The sequence below is a fragment of the Achromobacter colocynthidis genome, assembly GCF_057334535.1.
Map to the genome: position 1 here is coordinate 105,609 of NZ_JBHFIZ010000023.1, position 18,082 is coordinate 123,690.

General features: G+C 65.9%; 16 protein-coding genes. 8 read left to right on the forward strand and 8 right to left on the reverse strand.

What is annotated here, in order from left to right:
• Positions 1–25: 25 nt before the first annotated feature.
• The 4 genes from zapE (at position 26) to ACE04A_RS08405 (ending at position 5,367) form a co-directional block, all read left to right on the forward strand.
• A complete protein-coding gene (zapE, locus tag ACE04A_RS08390; RefSeq protein WP_259251813.1) occupies positions 26–1,117 on the forward strand; it encodes a cell division protein ZapE in 1,092 nt (363 codons plus the stop codon).
• Between the two features lie 159 nt (positions 1,118–1,276).
• Positions 1,277–1,810 (forward strand): sigma-70 family RNA polymerase sigma factor, encoded by a 534-nt coding sequence (locus ACE04A_RS08395; protein ID WP_404976449.1) that lies wholly within the window; start codon positions 1,277–1,279, stop codon positions 1,808–1,810.
• Positions 1,803–2,762 carry a FecR domain-containing protein gene (locus ACE04A_RS08400; RefSeq protein ID WP_438857610.1) on the forward strand — a complete coding sequence of 320 codons (960 nt, stop codon included), beginning with the start codon at positions 1,803–1,805 and terminating at the stop codon, positions 2,760–2,762. Before ACE04A_RS08395 ends, ACE04A_RS08400 begins: the two co-directional genes overlap by 8 nt.
• Before the next feature lie 112 nt (positions 2,763–2,874).
• The gene (locus ACE04A_RS08405; RefSeq protein WP_448718689.1) at positions 2,875–5,367 is read left to right on the forward strand and encodes a TonB-dependent siderophore receptor; all 2,493 of its coding nucleotides are present in this window, start codon (positions 2,875–2,877) and stop codon (positions 5,365–5,367) included.
• Between the two features lie 4 nt (positions 5,368–5,371).
• Here the strand turns inward: ACE04A_RS08405 and ACE04A_RS08410 are convergent, their stop codons facing one another.
• The 8 genes from ACE04A_RS08410 to ACE04A_RS08445 form a co-directional block, all read right to left on the reverse strand.
• A complete protein-coding gene (locus ACE04A_RS08410) occupies positions 5,372–6,391 on the reverse strand; it encodes an extracellular solute-binding protein (RefSeq protein ID WP_448718532.1) in 1,020 nt (339 codons plus the stop codon).
• Positions 6,392–6,427: 36 nt separating this feature from the next.
• Positions 6,428–8,080 (reverse strand): ABC transporter permease, encoded by a 1,653-nt coding sequence (locus tag ACE04A_RS08415; RefSeq protein WP_438857608.1) that lies wholly within the window; start codon positions 8,078–8,080, stop codon positions 6,428–6,430.
• On the reverse strand, positions 8,077–9,126 hold the full coding sequence (locus tag ACE04A_RS08420; protein WP_259251807.1) for an ABC transporter ATP-binding protein: 1,050 nt from the start codon (positions 9,124–9,126) through the stop codon (positions 8,077–8,079). Before ACE04A_RS08420 ends, ACE04A_RS08415 begins: the two co-directional genes overlap by 4 nt.
• A 43-nt stretch (positions 9,127–9,169) precedes the next feature.
• The gene (locus ACE04A_RS08425) at positions 9,170–9,994 is read right to left on the reverse strand and encodes an inositol monophosphatase family protein (protein ID WP_448718530.1); all 825 of its coding nucleotides are present in this window, start codon (positions 9,992–9,994) and stop codon (positions 9,170–9,172) included.
• A gap of 9 nt (positions 9,995–10,003) precedes the next feature.
• On the reverse strand, positions 10,004–11,581 hold the full coding sequence (locus ACE04A_RS08430) for an FAD-dependent oxidoreductase (protein ID WP_485820040.1): 1,578 nt from the start codon (positions 11,579–11,581) through the stop codon (positions 10,004–10,006).
• The gene (locus ACE04A_RS08435) at positions 11,578–12,702 is read right to left on the reverse strand and encodes an NAD(P)/FAD-dependent oxidoreductase (protein WP_448718528.1); all 1,125 of its coding nucleotides are present in this window, start codon (positions 12,700–12,702) and stop codon (positions 11,578–11,580) included. The genes ACE04A_RS08430 and ACE04A_RS08435 overlap by 4 nt, the downstream gene beginning before the upstream one ends.
• 27 nt (positions 12,703–12,729) lie before the next feature.
• The gene (locus ACE04A_RS08440; protein WP_448718527.1) at positions 12,730–13,662 is read right to left on the reverse strand and encodes a 4-hydroxyproline epimerase; all 933 of its coding nucleotides are present in this window, start codon (positions 13,660–13,662) and stop codon (positions 12,730–12,732) included.
• A 242-nt stretch (positions 13,663–13,904) separates the two neighbouring features.
• Complete coding sequence (locus ACE04A_RS08445; RefSeq protein ID WP_100857234.1) at positions 13,905–14,819, reverse strand: dihydrodipicolinate synthase family protein; 915 nt, start codon at positions 14,817–14,819, stop codon at positions 13,905–13,907.
• Between the two features lie 223 nt (positions 14,820–15,042).
• Between ACE04A_RS08445 and ACE04A_RS08450 the strand changes: the two genes are divergently transcribed.
• From ACE04A_RS08450 to ACE04A_RS08465, 4 genes are read left to right on the forward strand one after another with little or no spacing between them, the layout of a single operon-like run.
• A complete protein-coding gene (locus tag ACE04A_RS08450) occupies positions 15,043–15,675 on the forward strand; it encodes a DUF4198 domain-containing protein (protein ID WP_259251801.1) in 633 nt (210 codons plus the stop codon).
• Between the two features lie 23 nt (positions 15,676–15,698).
• Complete coding sequence (locus tag ACE04A_RS08455; protein ID WP_259252644.1) at positions 15,699–15,980, forward strand: DUF3649 domain-containing protein; 282 nt, start codon at positions 15,699–15,701, stop codon at positions 15,978–15,980.
• The gene (locus ACE04A_RS08460) at positions 15,977–17,644 is read left to right on the forward strand and encodes a PepSY-associated TM helix domain-containing protein (RefSeq protein WP_448718525.1); all 1,668 of its coding nucleotides are present in this window, start codon (positions 15,977–15,979) and stop codon (positions 17,642–17,644) included. The genes ACE04A_RS08455 and ACE04A_RS08460 overlap by 4 nt, the downstream gene beginning before the upstream one ends.
• Positions 17,641–17,964: a DUF3325 domain-containing protein gene (locus tag ACE04A_RS08465; protein ID WP_100857230.1), complete on the forward strand. Its 324-nt coding sequence runs from the start codon at positions 17,641–17,643 to the stop codon at positions 17,962–17,964. The genes ACE04A_RS08460 and ACE04A_RS08465 overlap by 4 nt, the downstream gene beginning before the upstream one ends.
• Positions 17,965–18,082 lie beyond the last annotated feature (118 nt).

An 18,082-nucleotide genomic window follows, 5' to 3' on the forward strand; every position in this document is an offset into this window, starting at 1 on the left:
TTTTGCTTGGTTGAACTAAGTCCCCATGAACGTCCGCGAATACTACGAACACGCCTTGGCCGAACGTGGCTACAAGCCCGATGCCGCGCAAAAGCAGGCCATCGACCGCTTGCAGCGCTATTACGACGAATGGGTCAAGTTCAAGTCGATGCGCTCGAACGCGCTGAAGAAGCTGCTGAATCGGCCCGACGTGCCGCGCGGCGTGTATCTGTGGGGCGGAGTGGGGCGCGGCAAGAGCTTCCTGATGGATGCCTTCTATGCCACCGTGCCGGTCGTGCGCAAGGCGCGGCTGCACTTCCATGAATTCATGCGGGGCGTGCATCGCGAGCTGGAAGAAGTGAAGGGCATGCAGGACCCGCTGGATGAAGTGGCCAAGCGGGTCGCCAAGCGCTATCGCCTGATCTGCTTTGACGAGTTCCATGTGTCGGACGTGGCGGACGCCATGATCCTGCACCGGCTGCTGTTGAAGCTGTTCGAGTACGGTACGTCGTTCGTCATGACGTCCAACTACGAGCCGTCCACGCTGTACACCGACGGCCTGCACCGCGACCGCGTGCTGCCGGCGATCAAGTTGATCCAGTCGCGCATGGACGTGCTGAACGTGGACGCCGGCGTGGACTACCGCCGCCGTTCGCTCGAGCAGGTGCAGTGCTATCACACGCCGCTGGACGAGCGCGCGCAAGCCGCGCTGCAAAAGGCCTTCGACAGCCTGGCCGATACGCCGCCGCAAGAACCCCTGCTGCACATCGAGCACCGCGAAATTCGCGCGGTGGCGCTGGCGGGCGCGGTGGTGTGGTTCGACTTCGCCACGCTGTGCGGCGGCCCGCGTTCGCAGAATGATTATCTGGAACTGGCCAGCCGCTTCCATGCCGTGATCTTGTCCGGCGTGCCGAAGATGGGGCCGCGCCAGGCGTCCGAAGCGCGTCGCTTCACATGGTTGATCGACGTGTTCTACGACCACCGCGTCAAGCTCATCATGTCGGCCGAGTGCGAACCTGAAGAGATCTACACGGAAGGCGCGCTGGCCAATGAATTCCATCGCACCGTGTCGCGCATTCTGGAAATGCAGTCGCGCGAATACCTGGAATCCGAACGCCGGTTGGCCGCGACGTTGTAGTAATGCCGCAAGCGGCCCGCATGGCGCGGGCCGCCTGAAGATAGCATTGGTAATGCAAGTCATTATCACTTAACATTTTGAGACTTCAGGTCCCGCACCGCAGTCTCAATCGTGCCTTCCCCCTTTCTTTCCTCATCGGCCCCGTGTGCCGACGCCGCCATCGCGGCCATTGATGGCCTCGTCGATGGTCGCGTCGATAGCCGCGTCGATAGCCGCGTTGATAGTCTCTATCGCGAGCATCGCCCCTGGCTGTTCGGCTGGCTGCGCCGCAAGCTGGGTTGCGACCACCGCGCGGAAGACCTGGCGCAAGATGTCTTCGTCAGGGTGATCCAGGGGCGCAAGGCCGTCCGCGCCCATGACGCGCGCGCCTTGTTGACCACGATTGCAAAGGGGCTGGTGGTGGACCACCAGCGCCACGCCGCGCTGGAATACGCCTACCTTGGCTATCTTTCCACGCTGCCGCAGGCCTATGCGCCGTCGCCCGAGACGCAGGCCGAACAACTGCAGGCGCTAATGCGGCTGGATCACTTGCTGGACGGCCTGCCTCCCAAGGCCCGCGCCGCGTTCTTGATGTCGCAGCTGGATGGGCTGACCTATCCCGACATCGCACAACGCCTGGGCGTTTCCCTGAGTTCCGTACAACAGTACATGGTGCGCGCGATGACCGCGTGCTATGCGGCGTTCTATGAATAACGCCGCGCACGGCATGCCGCCGGACCCGGTCGTGCGCCAGGCCATTGCCTGGTGGGCCAAGCTGCAAAGCGGCGTGGCCGACGCGCACGACCGGGAATCATGTCGCGCCTGGTTGGAAGCGGATGCCACGCATCGGCAGGCTTGGGAACGCCTGGAAGCGATCGGCCGCGACGCGCGGCGGGTGCCTTCGCCGTTGGCGCATGCAGCGCTGAATGCCCCGGCGTCTTCGGGGCGCCGCGCGGTATTGCGGTCGCTGCTCGGGGTTAGCGCAATTTCCGCGATGGGGTGGGCGGGCTATCGGCACACGCCCTGGCAGCGCCTGGCGGCCGACTTGAGCACGCGCGTGGGCGAACGCCGCAGCGTGGCGTTGGCCGACGGCTTGCGCATCACCTTGAACAGCGACAGCGCGGTGCGCGTGCGCGTGTCGGGCAGCGAGCGTGGCATAGCCCTGTTGCGCGGCGAGATGCTGGTCGATACCGAGCCGCGTTCTGGCGTCGATGCCTTGCGCGTGGACTCGGGCCACGGCGAACTGCGAGCCGAGCGCGCCCGCTTTGACCTGCGCCGCACAGATACGGATTCGCGCTTGGGCGTGTATGAGGGCAGCGTCGCGTTGCTGCGCGACGGGGCCTGGACCCAAGCCAGCGCGGGCGAACGGCTGGCTTTCTCAGACGCGCCTGAAGTCGTGCGCAAGGCCTCGGACCCGGACCGCCTGGCCTGGGTGGACGGCTTGGTGGTCGCCAAGGAATGGCGTCTGGATGACTTCGCGCGCCATCTGGCGCGCCAGCGCGTGGGCGTGATTCGGGTGGACCCGGCCGTCGCAGGGCTGAGGCTATCAGGCGTCTTTCCCCTGGACGATGCCGAACGCGCGCTCAAGGCGCTTGAACCCGCGCTACCCATTAGCGTCAGTCGGCACACTCAGTACTGGTTGCAGGTCGGACCGCGCCAGATCTGACCGTTACAAACTTTTTTGCCCGACGCATTGCAGGTTTTCGTTTCCCGTACGGAAAGGCAGAGATAGATCACCGTACAGGGAGAGTTTCGTGTCTGCTTCATCTCAACCGCGCATGCGCACCACATTGACGGCTGGCCGCAAGGCCGTGCTAACCGCCACCTGCGCGGGCGCCTTTGCCGTCGGCATGCCGGCCGTGTGGGCGCAATCCGCGCCCGCCGCCGCCCCAGTCTCCGTCAACGCGCAGCGCGGCTACCAGATTCCCGCCGGGGCCTTGGCCGATGCGCTGACGCAGTTTGCGCGCACGGCGGGCGTGGTGCTGTCGTTCGACCCGGCATTGGTGCGCGGCCGTCATTCCGATGGGCTGAACGGCACCTATTCGGTCGGTGCGGGCTTTGCGCGGATTCTGTCGGGCAGCGGCCTGCAGGCGCGTGCGCAGTCGGGCAATACCTGGACGCTGGCGCCCGCGCCGGTCTCGGGCGACGCGCATGTGCTGGCGCCGGTGACGGTGTCGGGCATGTCGGAAAGCGCGTTGGCGCCCACCGTGGGCTATGTGGCCAGCGCCAGCGTCAGCGCCACCAAGACCGACACGCCGCTGATCGAAACGCCGCAATCGGTGTCGGTGATCACGCGCGAACAGATCAAGGAGCAAGGCGCGCAAACGCTGAACCAGGTCTTGCGTTATACGGCGGGTGTGGCCACTGAATCGCGCGGCGCCACCGCCACGCGCCTGGACCAGTTCAGCGTGCGTGGCTTTTCGGCGTCGTCCTATCTGGACGGCTTGCGCGTGTTCGGCGGCCGTGACGCCTTGCCGCAAGTGGACGCCTACCGCCTGGAGCGCGTGGACGTGTTGAAGGGACCCGCCTCGGTCATGTATGGCCAGGGCGGCCCGGGCGGCGTGGTGAACCAGGTCAGCAAGCGTCCGTTGGAAGAGACGCTGCGCGAAGTCGAGGTGCAGGTCGGCAACTACGATTACCGCCGCGCCAACTTTGACTTTGGCGGCCCCATGGACGAGGAAGGCAAGTACCTGTATCGCCTGGTCGGCGCGGGCTATATGTCGGACGGCCAGGTCAAGGACACCAAGGAACGGCGCTATTTCGTGTCGCCGGCCTTTACGTGGAAGCCCAATGGCGACACCTCGCTGACGGTGCTGACCAACTTCCAACGCGACCCGGACATGGGCTCTTACGGCACCGTGCCGGCCATGCGCACGCTGCTGTCGGCGCCGGACGGCATCCGCCTGCCGGCCAACTACTACGACGGCGACGCCAATTTCGAAAAGAGCGATCGCAAGAGCTATTCGCTGGGTTATGTGCTGGACCATCGCTTCAACGACACGTTCAAGGCCACGCAAAGCCTGCGCTGGACGCGGTCCGAGGCTCAGTACCGCAGCGTCTATGGCGCCATGACGAACAACTACGGCTACACGGACAAGCGCTACCTGTACCAGCAGCGCGCATCCATCGCCACGGACGTGGACGTGGGCGCGCTGACCATCGACAACAATCTGCAGGCGCGTTTCAATACCGGCCGCTTCGGCCACACGGCGTTGCTGGGCTTTGACTATCAGCACGTGAAGACCGACACGCTGGCCGGCTATGGCAGCGCGCCGCCGCTGTATGTACTGAACCCGGACAATCACCAGCGCATCGCCACCCCCGCGTTCTCGACGGACGCCACCTCCACGCAGTACCAGGCGGGCCTGTACTTCCAGGACCAGATCAAGATTGATCGCTTGTCGGTGCTGCTGGGCGGACGCTACGACTGGTCTCGCAACGTGGGTGAGACCACGACGATTGCCACCGGCCGCGTCGCGCCGTCTTCCTTGAACGCCGAGAAGTTCACGGGCCGCCTGGGCGTGATTTACAACTTCGACAATGGCGTCGCGCCGTACTTCAGCTACTCGGAATCGTTCGAGCCGCAGTCGGGCACGGGCTGGCAGAACACGCCGTTCAAGCCCATCGAGGGCAATCAGTACGAGGTCGGCATCAAGTACCAGCCGCCTGGCAGCGCAACCCTGCTGTCGTTCGCGGCGTTCGACATCCGGCGCGAGAACATGACGACGACCGATCCCGATCCCACGCACATCTGCGGCACGGCGGGCGGGCGTTGCTCGATCCAGGCGGGCGAACTGCGCACGCAGGGCATCGAACTGGAAGCCAAGAGCGAACCGATGCGTGGCCTGACGGTGGTGGCCGCGTATTCCTTGATGAACAACGAGTACTCCAAGGCCAACCCCAACCTGGCGGGCTTGAACCTGAAGGGCAAATCGCCGGCCGGCGTGCCGTCGCAGCAGGCGTCCGCCTGGGCGCGCTACCAATTGCAGGACGGACCGTTGGCGGGCATGGGCGTGGGCGGCGGCGTGCGCTACATCGGCTCGTCGTTTGTCAATGAGGCCAACACCATGAAGGTACCGTCCGTGACGCTGGTGGACCTGATGCTGGACTATGACCTGGGCCGGGTGTCGCCGTCGTTGAAGGGCATGCAGGTGGCCTTGAACGTCCAGAACCTGTTCGACAAGGAATACATCGCGTCTTGCTCGGGGGATTCCTGGTGCTGGTATGGCTATCAGCGTTCGGTCAAGGCCAGCCTGCGTTATCGCTGGTAAGAAGTCAGGTGCTGCGCGCCTGGGCGAGGTAGGCGCGCCACCGTGCAAGAAAGGCTTCGCGGCCAGCTGCCGCTTCGGCTTCGTCCACCGACACGATCTTGATGTCGGCAAGCGGCCGCATGTCCAGGTGCTTGCTGACGTCGATGTCGTTGCGGCTGGGGCGGCGGTAGGCGTTTTGCAACAGCGCCAATTGCATCTCGCGCGACAGCAGCAAGTCGTACATGCGCTTGGCGGCTTCCGGGTTGGGCGCGTTCTTTACCATGGCCATGTTGTCGGCCACGGTAAAGGTGCCGTCCGTGGGGTACATGATGCCGATCTCTTTCTGGCCGCCCGCCACATAGGGGTAGGCCGTGGACTCGAAAGTGATGCCCACCGCGTATTCGCCCTGGCCCACGCTGCGCACCACATGCGATGCCGCGCTGGACACGGTGACGTTGCGCGCCAGCGCTCTCAAGCCTTCGGTGCCCAGTACGCGCTCGATGCCCCACAAGGCGGTGAAGGCGGTGGAACTGTTGCCGGGGTCGCCAATGATGACCTTGCCTTTGAAGCGACGGTCGGTCAGGTCCGCCCACGACGTCGGCGCGGCGCCGGGCACGTGCCGCGCGTTGATCATGCCGACCACGATATGAAGGTTGGCGGCCATCCAGAGATCGTCGGGGCCGTGCAGATCGTCGGGAATGGCGTCGATATGTTCAGAACGGTAAGGCTCGAACAGGGCGCGGTAGCCATGCATGACGTTGGCGCTGGAGGTCCAGAAAAGGTCGCCTTTAGGCTGGCCGGCTTCGGCTTCGATCCGCTTGAGCAACTGGCTGCTGCCGCCCGCAACGGTGCTGGGCTTGATATGGGGCAGCACGTCGCGCGCGATGTCGCTGGCGGTCTCGACGGACTGCGCGTTCAGCGTGGTGTACAGGACGACCTTTTCGGCACGCTGGGCCAGCGCCTGGGTGGGCAGGGCGCCGATGCCGCCGGTGACGGCCAGCATCTTGAGCATCTGGCGTCGGTTGAAAGCGGGAAGCTGGATCATGGCGATTCCTTTGATGGGAAGGTGAGTAAGCCGGTCTCAGGCAAAGAGCCGGATGTTGAAGACGCGGGTGGCCAGCAGCACGGGCGCCAGGATCACCGTGATCAGCACCAGGCCGTAGGCCGATGCCTGCGCCATCAGGCCGCTGTCGATCAAGCGGAAAATCTGGATGGGCAGCGTTTCATGCCCGGGCGAATACACAATGACCGAGGCGCTCAGTTCCGAGACGCTGGTGGTCCAGGTCAGCACGGCGGCAGCCGCGATAGCGGGCGCCATCAAGGGCAGCACCACCTTGATGAAGGACGCCAATGGCGGCACCCCCAGGCTGATGGACGCCTCTTCAATGGAGTCGGGCAGGTTGAACAGCGTGGACGAAGCGTTGCGCACGCCAAAGGGAAGCCGCCGCACGATGTAGGCCAGCACGATCAGTGAAGCGGTGCCGGACAGGTCGAACGCGCCATGGCCGAAGGTCATCAACAGGCCAATGCCGATCACCGTGCCGGACAGCGCCAGCGGAATGGAGCTGAGGTAGTCCAGCCAGGGCGTCAACACGTTGCGCTTCTTGACGATAAGGTAGCTGGCCAGCGTGCTGAAGGCGATGGCGATCAGCGTGGCGGCGCCTGCGAACAAAACGGAGTTGAGCACCGGGCCCGGGGCGTTGATCAGCACCCGTTCCAGATGCGCAACCGTCCATTCGCCCCAGCGCATGACGGGGCCGTGCGCGCGGGTGAACGCGCCGACGGCCAGCGTGCCTAGCGGCAACATGGACAGCGCCATCACGGCCAGCGCCGCGCCCGCCATCGCCAGCCCGCCCGGCCCCCGTATCGGCGTCTCGGGCGCGGTGCGCCCCTGGGTGATTTCATAACGGCCGCGCGACACGATCCAGCGTTGCAGGAACAGGGCCAGCATCACCAGGCCAATCGACGTGGTGGCAAGCGTGCTTTGCATGACCGGGTCACTGCCTGTCTCGGATACGGACGCCTGATAGGTCAATACCGACAGCAATTCGACACGGTGCCCAAGAATCATCGACGTGGCGAAATTGCCCACGACCATGGTGAAGACAAGCAGGGCGCTGGCCAGCACGGCGGGCATCACCACCGGCGCCATGACCTTCAGGCGTGAAACGGGCGGCGACGTGCCCAGGCTTTGGGCGGCCTCTTCAAGCTGCGCGTCAAAGCCTCGGATGGCGGCCAGCGTACCGATGTAGATGTACGCGTAATACGTGAAGGTCATGACCGTCAGCAACCCGGGCCAGCCATAGAAAGAGGGCGGGTCCAGCCCCAGCCCATCGCGCAGCGCGCGTGTCAGCACGCCGTTATTGCCCAAGATCATCAGCCAGGTCTGCGCGCCGATGACTTCGGGAATGATGAGCGTGATCAACGGCAGGATCGACACCAGCGCTTTACCGGGATAGCGGTGGCGCGCCGTCAGGTACGCAAGCGGCACACCGATGGCGACGGCCAGCAGCGTCACGCCCGCGCCCAGCAGCAAGGTGTTGCCGATGGCGCGCGGGTAACGCGGATCCGACAGCATGATCTGCCAGCCGGACAGGCCTTCGTCGCTGCGCGCCAGCACACTGGCCGACAAGATGTTCAGCACGGGCCAGACCAGGAACACCAGCAGCACCGCCAGTACCGCCAGTGACAACCAGGTCCACGGCGACCGCAGGATGGGGACCAGGCGCTTCATGATGCCAACACCAAGGTTTTTTGTGGGTTGAATACCAGATCGACCTTGGTTCCCCTGGCAAGCGAGGCGATCGGGTCGCCGTGCACATCCACATTCATATGGCGGCCGCTGGGCAGTTCGACGCGGTAGTTTGTCTTGATGCCCAGGTACTGCTGCGCCAGGATCCGCGCGGGCACGCCGGCGCCCGGCGTAGTGGAAAGCATGATGTCTTCGGGACGCGCCACCAGCACGGCCTGGCCCGCCACGGGCACGGGGGCATGCGCGGCCACGGCGTGCCCGTCCACCTGTAATTGCACCGGCCCGGTTTCAAGCGCGTGGCACTGCACGGGCAGCAGATTGGCCGCGCCAATGAAGTCCGCCACATAGCCGCTGGCCGGCGCGCTGTAGATGTCGCGTGGTGTGCCGAGCTGCGCCACGCGGCCCTGCTGCATGACGGCGATCTGGTCGGATAGCGCCAGCGCTTCTTCCTGGTCGTGGGTGACGAAGACGGTGGTGATGCCGGCCTCGCGCTGGAGTTCGGCGATGGTCTGGCGCACCTGGATCCGCAGCTTGGCATCCAGGTTCGACAGCGGTTCGTCCATCAGCAGTACTTGAGGCTGAATGACCAGCGCGCGGGCAAGCGCCACGCGTTGCCGTTGGCCGCCGGATAGTTCGGCCGGCAGCCTTGCCGCATATTGCCCCAGGCCCACCCGGTCCAACGCCGAGGCCACCCGTTGCTGGATCAGGGCGGGCGCCACTTTTCTTGCGCGTAGCCCGTACGCGGCGTTGTCGTACACGCTGCGGTTGGGAAACAGGGCGTAGTCCTGGAACACCATGCCGATGTTGCGCTGGTGCGCCGGCAGACGGGTCACGTCGCGCCCGCCGAACAGCAGATGGCCGGACGCAATGGGCGTAAAGCCCGCGATGGCGCGCAGCAGGGTGGTCTTGCCGCAGCCACTGGGGCCCAGCAAGGTAAAGAAGGCGCCGGGGGCAATATCCAGGCTCAGGCTGTCGATGACGCGCTGGTTGCCATACGAAATGCAGAGTTTCTCGATGCGGATGTCCATGCCCGGGGGCTCCTGGTGCTTGCGGGGTGTTTGAGGGGAAGCATCAATCCATTGCCTGGCGCACCAGATGCAAGGCCTCCCGATGGCGCGCCGGGTCGCCCGCGGCGAGGATGCGCGATGCCGGGTTGTCCAGCCCGAGCGCACGGCCGTTCCAGTCGGTAATGACGCCGCCCGCGCCCTGGATGACGGGGATGAAGGGCGCGTAGTCGTAAAGCGCCAGCCGGGCGTCGATGGCGATGTCGGTGCGGCCGGCGGCCAGCAGGCCATACGCCAGGCAGCAACCGCCATAGATACGCCAGCGCGTGCGTTCCCGCAGCGCCTGGAACGCCGGAAGTTCGTCGGGCGCGTAGAAATCCGGGTTGCTGGTGCTGAGCATGGCGTCGCCCAGGTGGCCGCAAGCGCGCGTGTGGCAGGGGGCGCCGTGATGCAGCGTCGGGCGTCCGGCGGCGCCCACCCAGCGGTCTCCGGTGACGGGAAAATCCATGATGCCCAGCACGGGTGTGCCGCGCTGCAAAAGCGCGATCAAGGTGCCAAAGACCGGGACGCCGGCAAGAAAGGGCGCGGTACCGTCGATGGGGTCCAGTACCCAGATGTGCTCGGCGTCCAGCCGGACCGTGCCGCCTTCTTCTCCGTAGATGCCGTGCTGGGGATAGGCGTCTTCGATGCGCGCGCGCAGGTGCGCTTCGATGGCGTGGTCCAGCGCGGTGACAAGGCTGCGGTCCGGCTTGATATCGGTCTGTGGCAAGTGGGACGTTGCGACGTTTGTGTCCACGCCCACGACGTGGCGCAGATAGGGCGCGTACATTTGCCGCGCCTCTTGTGCCAAGCCTTGCGCGAACGCGATATGAGCGTCCAGAGTGTTCATCATGAGGATTCCTTAGTCGAACGATTTGCCGGATGTGGATGCGATGGCCGCCAGCGTGTCGATGCGGGCCGGCGCAAGCAGGTGCCGGGGGGGCGAGGGCTGCCAGCCATAAAGCGCCCGGGTGGCGGCGCCGCAGATGCGGCCCTGGCAGGCGCCCATGCCGCAACGCGTGTGCAGCTTGGCGTCGGTCCAGTTGCGGTGTGGGGCCAACGCGGATTGCGGCACGTCTTCGCAACGGCAGATCAAGGTGGCGGGGCGGGCCAGGGACAACAGCGGCGCTCGCAGCGCGAAGGGTTCACGCAGCGCGTCGGCGAAGCTCTGCCAACGGGCAAGATCTTTGGATAGGCGCGCGGCCTGGGTCAGTTCGCCCGCCGCCGCATGCCCGGCTCGCGTGCCCTGTACCCGCGCGCGTTCGTTGCCGCCAATGCCCGTGCATTCGCCTGCCGCGAAGATGCCGGGCACGGTGGTTTGCTGCATGTCGTCCACTTGCAGGCCGCCGTGCGCGTCCAGCGCGCAGCCCAGCATCTGGCCCAGCTTGATATTGGGCACCAGCCCAAAGCCGCAGGCCAGCCGATGGCAGGCGATTTCTTCTTCGCCATCGGCGCGGCGCAGCCGCACGTGTTGCACGCGTCCGTCGCCGGTGGCTTCCAGGACGTGGCTGCCGGTACGGTATTGCGGACTGAACAGCGCGGCGGCTTGCGCGGCCTTGGCGGGCCAACGGTGCAAGCGATAGGCAAAGCGCAGCAGCGCGCGCCAGTCGGCCTGCTCGGCGATACGCACGACGCGTGCGCCCGCTTGATGCGCGGCGCGTGCGGCGGCAAGCAATAGCGGCCCCGTGCCGGCGATGACGATGCGCTTGCCGCGCAGCGGCACGCCGGCCTTCACCAAGGCTTGCAGCCCACCGGCGCCGGTCACGCCGGGCAGCGTCCAGCCGGGAAAGGGCAGCAGGAGTTCGCGAGCACCGGTGCACAGGATCAGCGTGCCATAGCGCTGGGCCCAGCCGTGGCGCGCGTTTTCAAGCATCAGCGCCGGCTGGCCTGGCACCCCGGCCATGCCGACGACGCGGGTGTCGCAGAGCAGCGTGATATTCGAGTACCGCGCCAGTTGTTCACGCAGGTGGCGGGCCGGGGTGGGCAATGAGACATTCGGGCCATCGCGCCAGATCTGGCCGCCCGGAGCGGCGTTGTCGTCTACCAGCACGATGGCGCGGCCACTGGGCGCGGCCGCCAGCGCGGCGGACATGCCCGCGGGGCCGGCGCCGATGATCAGCAGGTCGCAGGCCGGATGTTCAACCTCTTGCGCGGGGGCGTTGCAGGCGGGGCCGGCGTGTTCGAACACCGTGTCCACGCGCATGCCTTCCTGGCAGCGCGTCTGGCAAGCCAGGCGCAGGTGGCCGTCGACAAGGACCCGGCATTCATGGCAGACGCCCATGCCGCAGAATGCCGCGCGCTTTTCGCCGGATACCGATATGCGCGAGTTGCCGGGCGACCTGGTGGCCAGCGCGGCGGCGACGCTGCTGCCGGACGCCACGCGCATCGGCTGACCGTCGACGTGGATGCGCAGGCGGGCGGTGTTTCGCGGAAACGTCATGGCGCTACCTCGTCAAATGAACGGGACGGTGCAAAGGGCGCGGCCGCCAGCGGCGGGGTTGCGTTGGTCATCAGGGCGGTCAGCAAGGCGGCGGTGGCTGGCGCGGTGGTGACGCCAAGCCCCTCATGGCCCAACGCCAGCCAAAGCCCGGGGCGGGCAGGGTGCGGACCGATCAAGGGCAAGCCGTCGGGCGTGGCGGCCCGGATGCCGGTCCAGGTGCGGATGAGGTTCATGCCGGACAGGCCCGGCAGGAAGTCGATGGCCCGCTTGACCATGCGAGACAGCAACACGGGATCAATGTCGGAATCGGCTTGTCCGACTTGGCGGGACGAGCCGATCAGCAGTTGCCCGGTGGGCCGGGGCTGCACATTGAATGCGACGGCGGCGCCGTCGCGCTGCTGGGTGCTGGCCATATAGCCAAGCTCGACCAGTTGATGGCGGATGCCCGTCGGGTAGCGGTCGGTGATGGCCAGATGGCCTTTTTTGGGGGTGAGCGGCAGGTCGTCGCAAAGGCGGGTGGCCGACATGCCCGCCGCCAGCACGACGACCCCGGCATTGCGGCGCGAGCCATCGGCCAGCACGACGCCTTGGCCGTCGACCTTGCCGACGTGCGCGGCCTCGAACGACACGCCCGGTGGCGCATGTGTCAGTAGCCAGCGGGCCGCGTTGGGGGCATACACCAGACCGTCGCCGGGGACGTGCAGGGCGCCAGCCAGGCCGGCGCGCAAGAAGGGTTCGGCCTCGGCCAGTTGCTGGGCGTCAAGCAGCGTGGCCGCGACCCCGTGCTGGCGCAGCCGTGCCTGCTTGCGTTCGGCTTCGGCCATGTCGTTGCTATCGGCGGCGACCCACAGGGTGCCGCATTCGGTATAGGCGCAGGCCGGGTCCGCCGCGTTCATGCGCGGGCCCCACTGCCGCCACGTGTTCATCGACAAACTGCTCAGTGCCAGTTCGGCGAGGCAACCATCCATGACGACCAGATGCCCCATGCCGGCCTGCGTGGCGCCTTTCAGGCGGGCGTCCACGACATGCACCGACAGGCCCGCGCCCGCCAGATGGTGCGCGCAGGCGGCGCCGATAATGCCCGCGCCGACGATCAGGACGTCTTTTGAAGGGTGTGGCATGCGTAGGCTTCCGTTGGCGGTCAGCACTTAGAGCCGGATGCCCCAGCCGAAGGGGTCGTCGGGCTGGATCAGCAAGGTGGACTCGGCGCAGACGTGTGCGCGCCCGCGGATGGTGGGGATGATTTGCGCGCCGTCCATTTCATAGCTGGCCTGGAAGGTGCTGCCGATGACGCTGGCCTGCCGCCAGACCTGCCCCGGCGCCAGCTTGCCGTCCACCGCAAGACAGGCGAGCTTGGCGCTGGTGCCGGTGCCGCAAGGCGAACGGTCATAGGCCTTGCCGGGGCACAGCACGAAGTTGCGGCTGTCGGCGTTGGGGTCGGGCGCGAACAGCTCGATGTGATCGATTGGCGCGCCGTCGCGGCCCGTGATGCCCGACGCTTGCAAGGCCTGGCGGATGGCCCAGGCGTACTGGGTCAAGGCGTCAAGGTTGTCGGGCGCGACGCGTTGCGTGTGCTGGCTGACAAGGAAGAACCAGTTGCCGCCCCACGCCACATCGCCAACCACCGTGCCGTATCCGGGCACGTCGACGCCTACGGCTTCGCGCAGCCGGTAGGCGGGCACGTTGCGCACGCTGACCGATTCGTCTTCGTGCAGGGTGGCGCGGATGGTGCCCACCGGGGTTTCGATGCCGTGCACGCCGGGCTGGATACGGCGCAGGTAGGCCAAGGTGGCGACCAGGCCGATGGTGCCGTGGCCGCACATGCCCAGGTACCCGGCATTGTTGAAGAAGATCACGCCGGCGGCGTTGGCCGGGTTCTGCGGCGGGCAAAGCAAGGCGCCCACCATGACGTCGCTGCCGCGGGGCTCCAGGACGGTTGCCCCGCGCCATGCGTCGTGTTTGTCGGCCAGGCGGCGTTGCCGTTCGGCCATGTCGCCCGTGCCCAGATCGGGAAAGCCGGAGACGACAAGCCGGGTGGGTTCACCGCCGGTATGGGAGTCGATGACACGGATCTGATTCATTGACGCGCCTTGTGCAGAAGTTGTGGACGTGCAGCGGGCAAACGGCCTGACAACGCGTGGCTTGCCGGCGGACGAACGAGAATCGAACGGGCTAGTCTAGGCAATTAAACGCGTGGCGTCGTGTCGTAGAGACCGCAACGCCACGCATTTTTTTGGTCGAACGAGTTAGCGATAACTCCATGACATCGCAGGCAATTTCTGGGGGTTATCAATGCCGGCCATCGCCCGGGCGGGCGTCGCGATCAGGGCACCGACTGGTACTGCGCGGGGCGGGTCGCCAGGGCGTGTGCCACCACGCGTTCGATCAGGGCGCGTTCTTCGCCGATTACCGGCAGGCGCGGGCGGCGCACGTGCTCGGTGCCCACGCCGACCAAGGCGTCGATCAGCTTCAGGTTCTGGACCAGCTTGGTGGATACGTCCAGATGCAGCAGCGGCGTCATCCATTGATAGAGCGCCAGCGCTTCGGCGAATTTGCCCGCCTTCATCAGGTCGTACAGGGCGACGGTTTCACGAGGAAACGCGCAGCCCACGCCGGCAAGCAGGCCATCGCAACCCAGCGCCAGGCCTTCATAGGCCAGGTCGTCCACGCCCAGGAAGATCTGGTAGCGATCGCCCACGGCGTTGCGCAGATCGGTCACGCGGCGGGTGTCGCCCGAACTGTCCTTGACGGCGGCGAGCCACTTGCAGTCGGCCAGCTCGGCCATGTGGGCGGGGGTGAGGTCCACGCGATAGGCCAGCGGGTTGTTGTAGACCATGATGGGTTGCTGCGCGGCTTCGGCCATGGTGCGCACGTTCAGCATGGCCTCGCGGGCGTCCGCTACGTAGATCAGCGACGGCATGACCATGAAGCCCGCCACCCCCAGCTTGTTGGCGCCTTCGATGTACCGCAGCGCTTCGCGCGTGCTGGTCTCGGACACGTTGGCCAGCACCGGCACACGGCCGCCCGACGCTTCCAGGGCGATCTTGGCGACCTGAAGCTTTTCTTCCAGCGTCAGCGTGCTGGCTTCGCCCAGGGAGCCGCAGGTAACGACGCCATGGATGCCGTTGCGGATCTGGAAATCGATGTGCTTGGCGGTGCCTTCGGCGTCGATCCGTTCGTCGGCGTGGAATTTCGTGGTGATGGCGGGGAAGATGCCTGTCCAGCGAGGGTGCGTCATGAGGAACTCCTGAGTTCACGTGCGGTGGGGTGGCTTCAGATATATCGTTAATATATTTAATTCGCTGCTTAAAAGAATGGGGGTTTACCAGCGCTTGGCGTTCCGGCCCAAATTTCGATGGCTGTCGTAGTGAGAATGGTTATAATTCAGGCCGATAAAAAACAGGCATCGGCCGCGGGGCTTGCCTGTTGTCTTTATCAGACTAAAAACCAGAGGAACCAGAATGACTTTTGCTAGGACTTTGGCCGCCATTGCCCTGATGGGCAGCGCGGGCGCCGCGCAGGCGCACTTTGTTTGGCTGGAACGCGGGGCCGAGGGCCCGGCCAAGGCGTACTTCGGCGAATGGGCCGACGACGTGCGCGAGAAGCAGGATGGCCTGCTGGGCAAGATCATGGTGTCGCCGGTGGTGACGGCCGCCGACGGCACCGTGTTGAAGGCCTCGGGCAAGGGCGCGGATTTCGTTGAATTCGCAGCCACCGGAAAGGGCGATGTGCGCCTGGCTCAGCCGATGCAGTTCAAGGAAACGCTGGTCAAGTACGGCGCCAAGGTCGGCCGCACCGACACGCAGGCCAAGCTGGACCTGGAACTGGTGCCCACCGCCGCCGGCGCCAACAGCTTTGTCCTGAATTTCGAAGGCAAGCCGCTGGCCAAGACGGAAGTGACCGTCTTCGGCCCTCCGAAATGGGAAAAGCGCTTCTGGACCGATGAGAACGGCCGCATCGAAATCACGACCCCGTGGCCGGGCCAGTACGTGCTGGAAGCCGCCCACGTCCAAGAGAAGGCGGGCGAGGCGGACGGCAAGTCCTACGCCAAGATCCGCTACGTTTCCACCACGACCTTCAATGTGAACAAGTGAAAGCTCCCGCAGCCGGCGCAGGCATGATGCGCTATCGCATGGCCGTATTTTCCAGGGCGGTTGCCGCCATTCTGGGCGGCTATGCCCTGGCCTCGGCGGCTGCGGCCTGCCTGGCGGTCTGGCTGCCCATGGGGCGGGCAGACGCCGTTACCACGGCCCAGATGCTGTCCTTCGTGGTCTACGCCTGCGGCGTGATCTGGGTGTTCGCCACGCGCAACGCCTGGCGCGCCTGGGCCGGCATCCTGGTGCCGACCTTGCTGCTGGGCGGCTTGTTCCTGGCAGGTCGCTCGATGGGGGCGGCATGAAGGCAGGGAAGGTCAAAGCGCAGGGTGAAGAGGGCCTGCGCCAGTCGATGTCCTGGCTGCATACCTGGGCCGGGCTGATTTTCGGCTGGGTGCTGTTCGCGATGTTCCTGACCGGGTCGCTGGCTTTTTTCCGGCCCGAGATCACGCACTGGATGCAGCCTGAGATCCAGGTGAAGTCGGCGCCCGCCGTGCAGTCGGTCGAGGTGGCGCAGCGCTATCTGGCCGAGCATGCGCCCGACGCCAAGCGTTGGTTCATCACGCCGCCGTCGAATCGCGAGCCCTTGATCCTGCTGCTGTACCAAGTGCCCAAGCCCAAGCCGGGCGAGCGCGGATTCGTGCGCGTGAAGCTGGACCCGGCCAACGGCCAGGCCGTCACCGGCCGCGAAACGCGCGGCGGCGAATTCTTCTACCGCTTCCATTTCGAACTGGAGACCGCGTTCCCATGGGGGCGTTGGCTGGCCAGCATTGCGGGCATGTTCATGCTGGTGGCGATCATCAGCGGCATCATCACGCACAAAAAAATATTCACGGATTTCTTCACCTTTCGCCCCAAGAAGGGCGGGCAACGCGCCTGGATGGACGGCCACAATGTGCTGTCGGTCCTGGGCCTGCCGTTCCACCTGATGATCACCTTCAGCGGCCTGGTGCTGTTCATGGTGATGCTGATGCCGGCAGGCATCAAGGCCGTCTATGAAAACCCGCGCCAGTACACGGATGATGTCTTCAAGTCATTCAAGGTGACGCCGCCGCTGAACCAGCCCGCGCCCCTGATACAGATTGCCCCGCTGGTCGAGCAGGCGCAGCAGCAGTGGCATGGGCGCGTGGGCCGCATCACGGTCAACAACCCCGGCGATGCCGGCGCCACCGTAACGTTGACGCGCGCCGCCGCCGATGGGGTGTCGTTTGGCTTGATGGCGCCCTGGAAGCGTTTTGATGGCGTGACCGGCCAGTTGCTTGAAGGCCAGGACACGCTCGGCGCGACCGCAAGAACCGCCGGCACCATTACCGGCCTGCACCTGGGCCTTTTCGCCGAACCACTGCTGCGTTGGTTCTATTTCCTGGTCAGCCTGGCGGGCACCGGCATGGTGGGCACGGGGCTGGTGTTGTGGATTGCCAAGCGGCGCCAGAAGGCGCGTCCGCAAGATACGCGCGAAGCCTTTTCGCTGCGGCTGGTTGATGGCTTGAACGCAGGCACCATCGCGGGCGTGGTATTTGGCGTGGCTGCGTTTTTCCTGGCCAACCGGCTGCTGCCCGTGGATCTGCCGGGGCGCCAGTTCTGGGAGTCACGCGCGTTCTTCTCGGCCTGGGCCTTGTCGCTGGTCTACGCCTTTCTTTTTCAGCATCGCAAGTGGCAAGACCTGCTGGCCATCGCCGCCGCCGCGCTGGCCTTGGTGCCGGTGGTCAACGCATTGACCACGTCGCGCCACCTGGGGGTGTCCTTGCCCGAAGGGGATTGGGTCATGGCCGGTTTCGACCTGACCTGCCTGGCCAGCGCCGTGCTGTTTGCCTGGATGTCGCGCAAGGCGGCGCGGGCCCGTCGCTTGCCAGCCAAGGCACCTGCCAAGGCGCCAACCAAGGCTCCAGCCAAGGCTGCCGCCGCGGCGTCCCCGGCCCAGGCTGCCCCCAACGCCGCCGTTTACGAACCGCGAGGTGATACGCCATGACGCTTGCCGCTTTTTGCCTGGCCTACGCGGGCTTTTCCGCCTTGTGCCTGGGCATGGATCGTCACTACGAAGACCTGTTCGACCGCGCCATGCCGCGCCGCCACCGCGTGCCATTGCGCGTGTTCGGCTGGATCGCGTTGGCCCTGTCGCTCTATGCGTCCGCCACGGTGTGGGGCTGGAGCTACGGCACGGTCGAATGGATCGGCATTCTCAGCATCGCCGGCCTGCTGCTGATCTGGTTCCTGACCTTCCGTCCGCGCGCGGCGTTGACGGCGGGCGGGGTTTGCGCGCTGGCGGCTCCGCTGCTGGCGGTCTGGTAGGCAAGGCAATCTTTGGGGGCTTGCGCCGTCATGCCGAGCCATGCCCAGGCATGCCGGGTATTCACGGCCTGACCCGGCAAGTGCGGCGCTGAACCGCCAAGCCACGGTGGCTGCGGCA

What these genes read in the sequence shown, in the direction of transcription:
- zapE (WP_259251813.1), top strand. Translation starts at nt 26, where the DNA reads ATGAACGTCCGCGAATACTACGAACACGCCTTGGCCGAACGTGGCTAC.
- ACE04A_RS08435 (WP_448718528.1), bottom strand. Translation starts at nt 12,702, where the DNA reads ATGCCACACCCTTCAAAAGACGTCCTGATCGTCGGCGCGGGCATTATC.
- ACE04A_RS08445 (WP_100857234.1), bottom strand. Translation starts at nt 14,819, where the DNA reads ATGACGCACCCTCGCTGGACAGGCATCTTCCCCGCCATCACCACGAAA.
- ACE04A_RS08430 (WP_485820040.1), bottom strand. Translation starts at nt 11,581, where the DNA reads ATGACGTTTCCGCGAAACACCGCCCGCCTGCGCATCCACGTCGACGGT.
- ACE04A_RS08405 (WP_448718689.1), top strand. Translation starts at nt 2,875, where the DNA reads ATGCGCACCACATTGACGGCTGGCCGCAAGGCCGTGCTAACCGCCACC.
- ACE04A_RS08465 (WP_100857230.1), top strand. Translation starts at nt 17,641, where the DNA reads ATGACGCTTGCCGCTTTTTGCCTGGCCTACGCGGGCTTTTCCGCCTTG.
- ACE04A_RS08460 (WP_448718525.1), top strand. Translation starts at nt 15,977, where the DNA reads ATGAAGGCAGGGAAGGTCAAAGCGCAGGGTGAAGAGGGCCTGCGCCAG.
- ACE04A_RS08400 (WP_438857610.1), top strand. Translation starts at nt 1,803, where the DNA reads ATGAATAACGCCGCGCACGGCATGCCGCCGGACCCGGTCGTGCGCCAG.
- ACE04A_RS08440 (WP_448718527.1), bottom strand. Translation starts at nt 13,662, where the DNA reads ATGAATCAGATCCGTGTCATCGACTCCCATACCGGCGGTGAACCCACC.
- ACE04A_RS08415 (WP_438857608.1), bottom strand. Translation starts at nt 8,080, where the DNA reads ATGAAGCGCCTGGTCCCCATCCTGCGGTCGCCGTGGACCTGGTTGTCA.
- ACE04A_RS08455 (WP_259252644.1), top strand. Translation starts at nt 15,699, where the DNA reads ATGATGCGCTATCGCATGGCCGTATTTTCCAGGGCGGTTGCCGCCATT.
- ACE04A_RS08420 (WP_259251807.1), bottom strand. Translation starts at nt 9,126, where the DNA reads ATGGACATCCGCATCGAGAAACTCTGCATTTCGTATGGCAACCAGCGC.
- ACE04A_RS08450 (WP_259251801.1), top strand. Translation starts at nt 15,043, where the DNA reads ATGACTTTTGCTAGGACTTTGGCCGCCATTGCCCTGATGGGCAGCGCG.
- ACE04A_RS08410 (WP_448718532.1), bottom strand. Translation starts at nt 6,391, where the DNA reads ATGATCCAGCTTCCCGCTTTCAACCGACGCCAGATGCTCAAGATGCTG.
- ACE04A_RS08425 (WP_448718530.1), bottom strand. Translation starts at nt 9,994, where the DNA reads ATGATGAACACTCTGGACGCTCATATCGCGTTCGCGCAAGGCTTGGCA.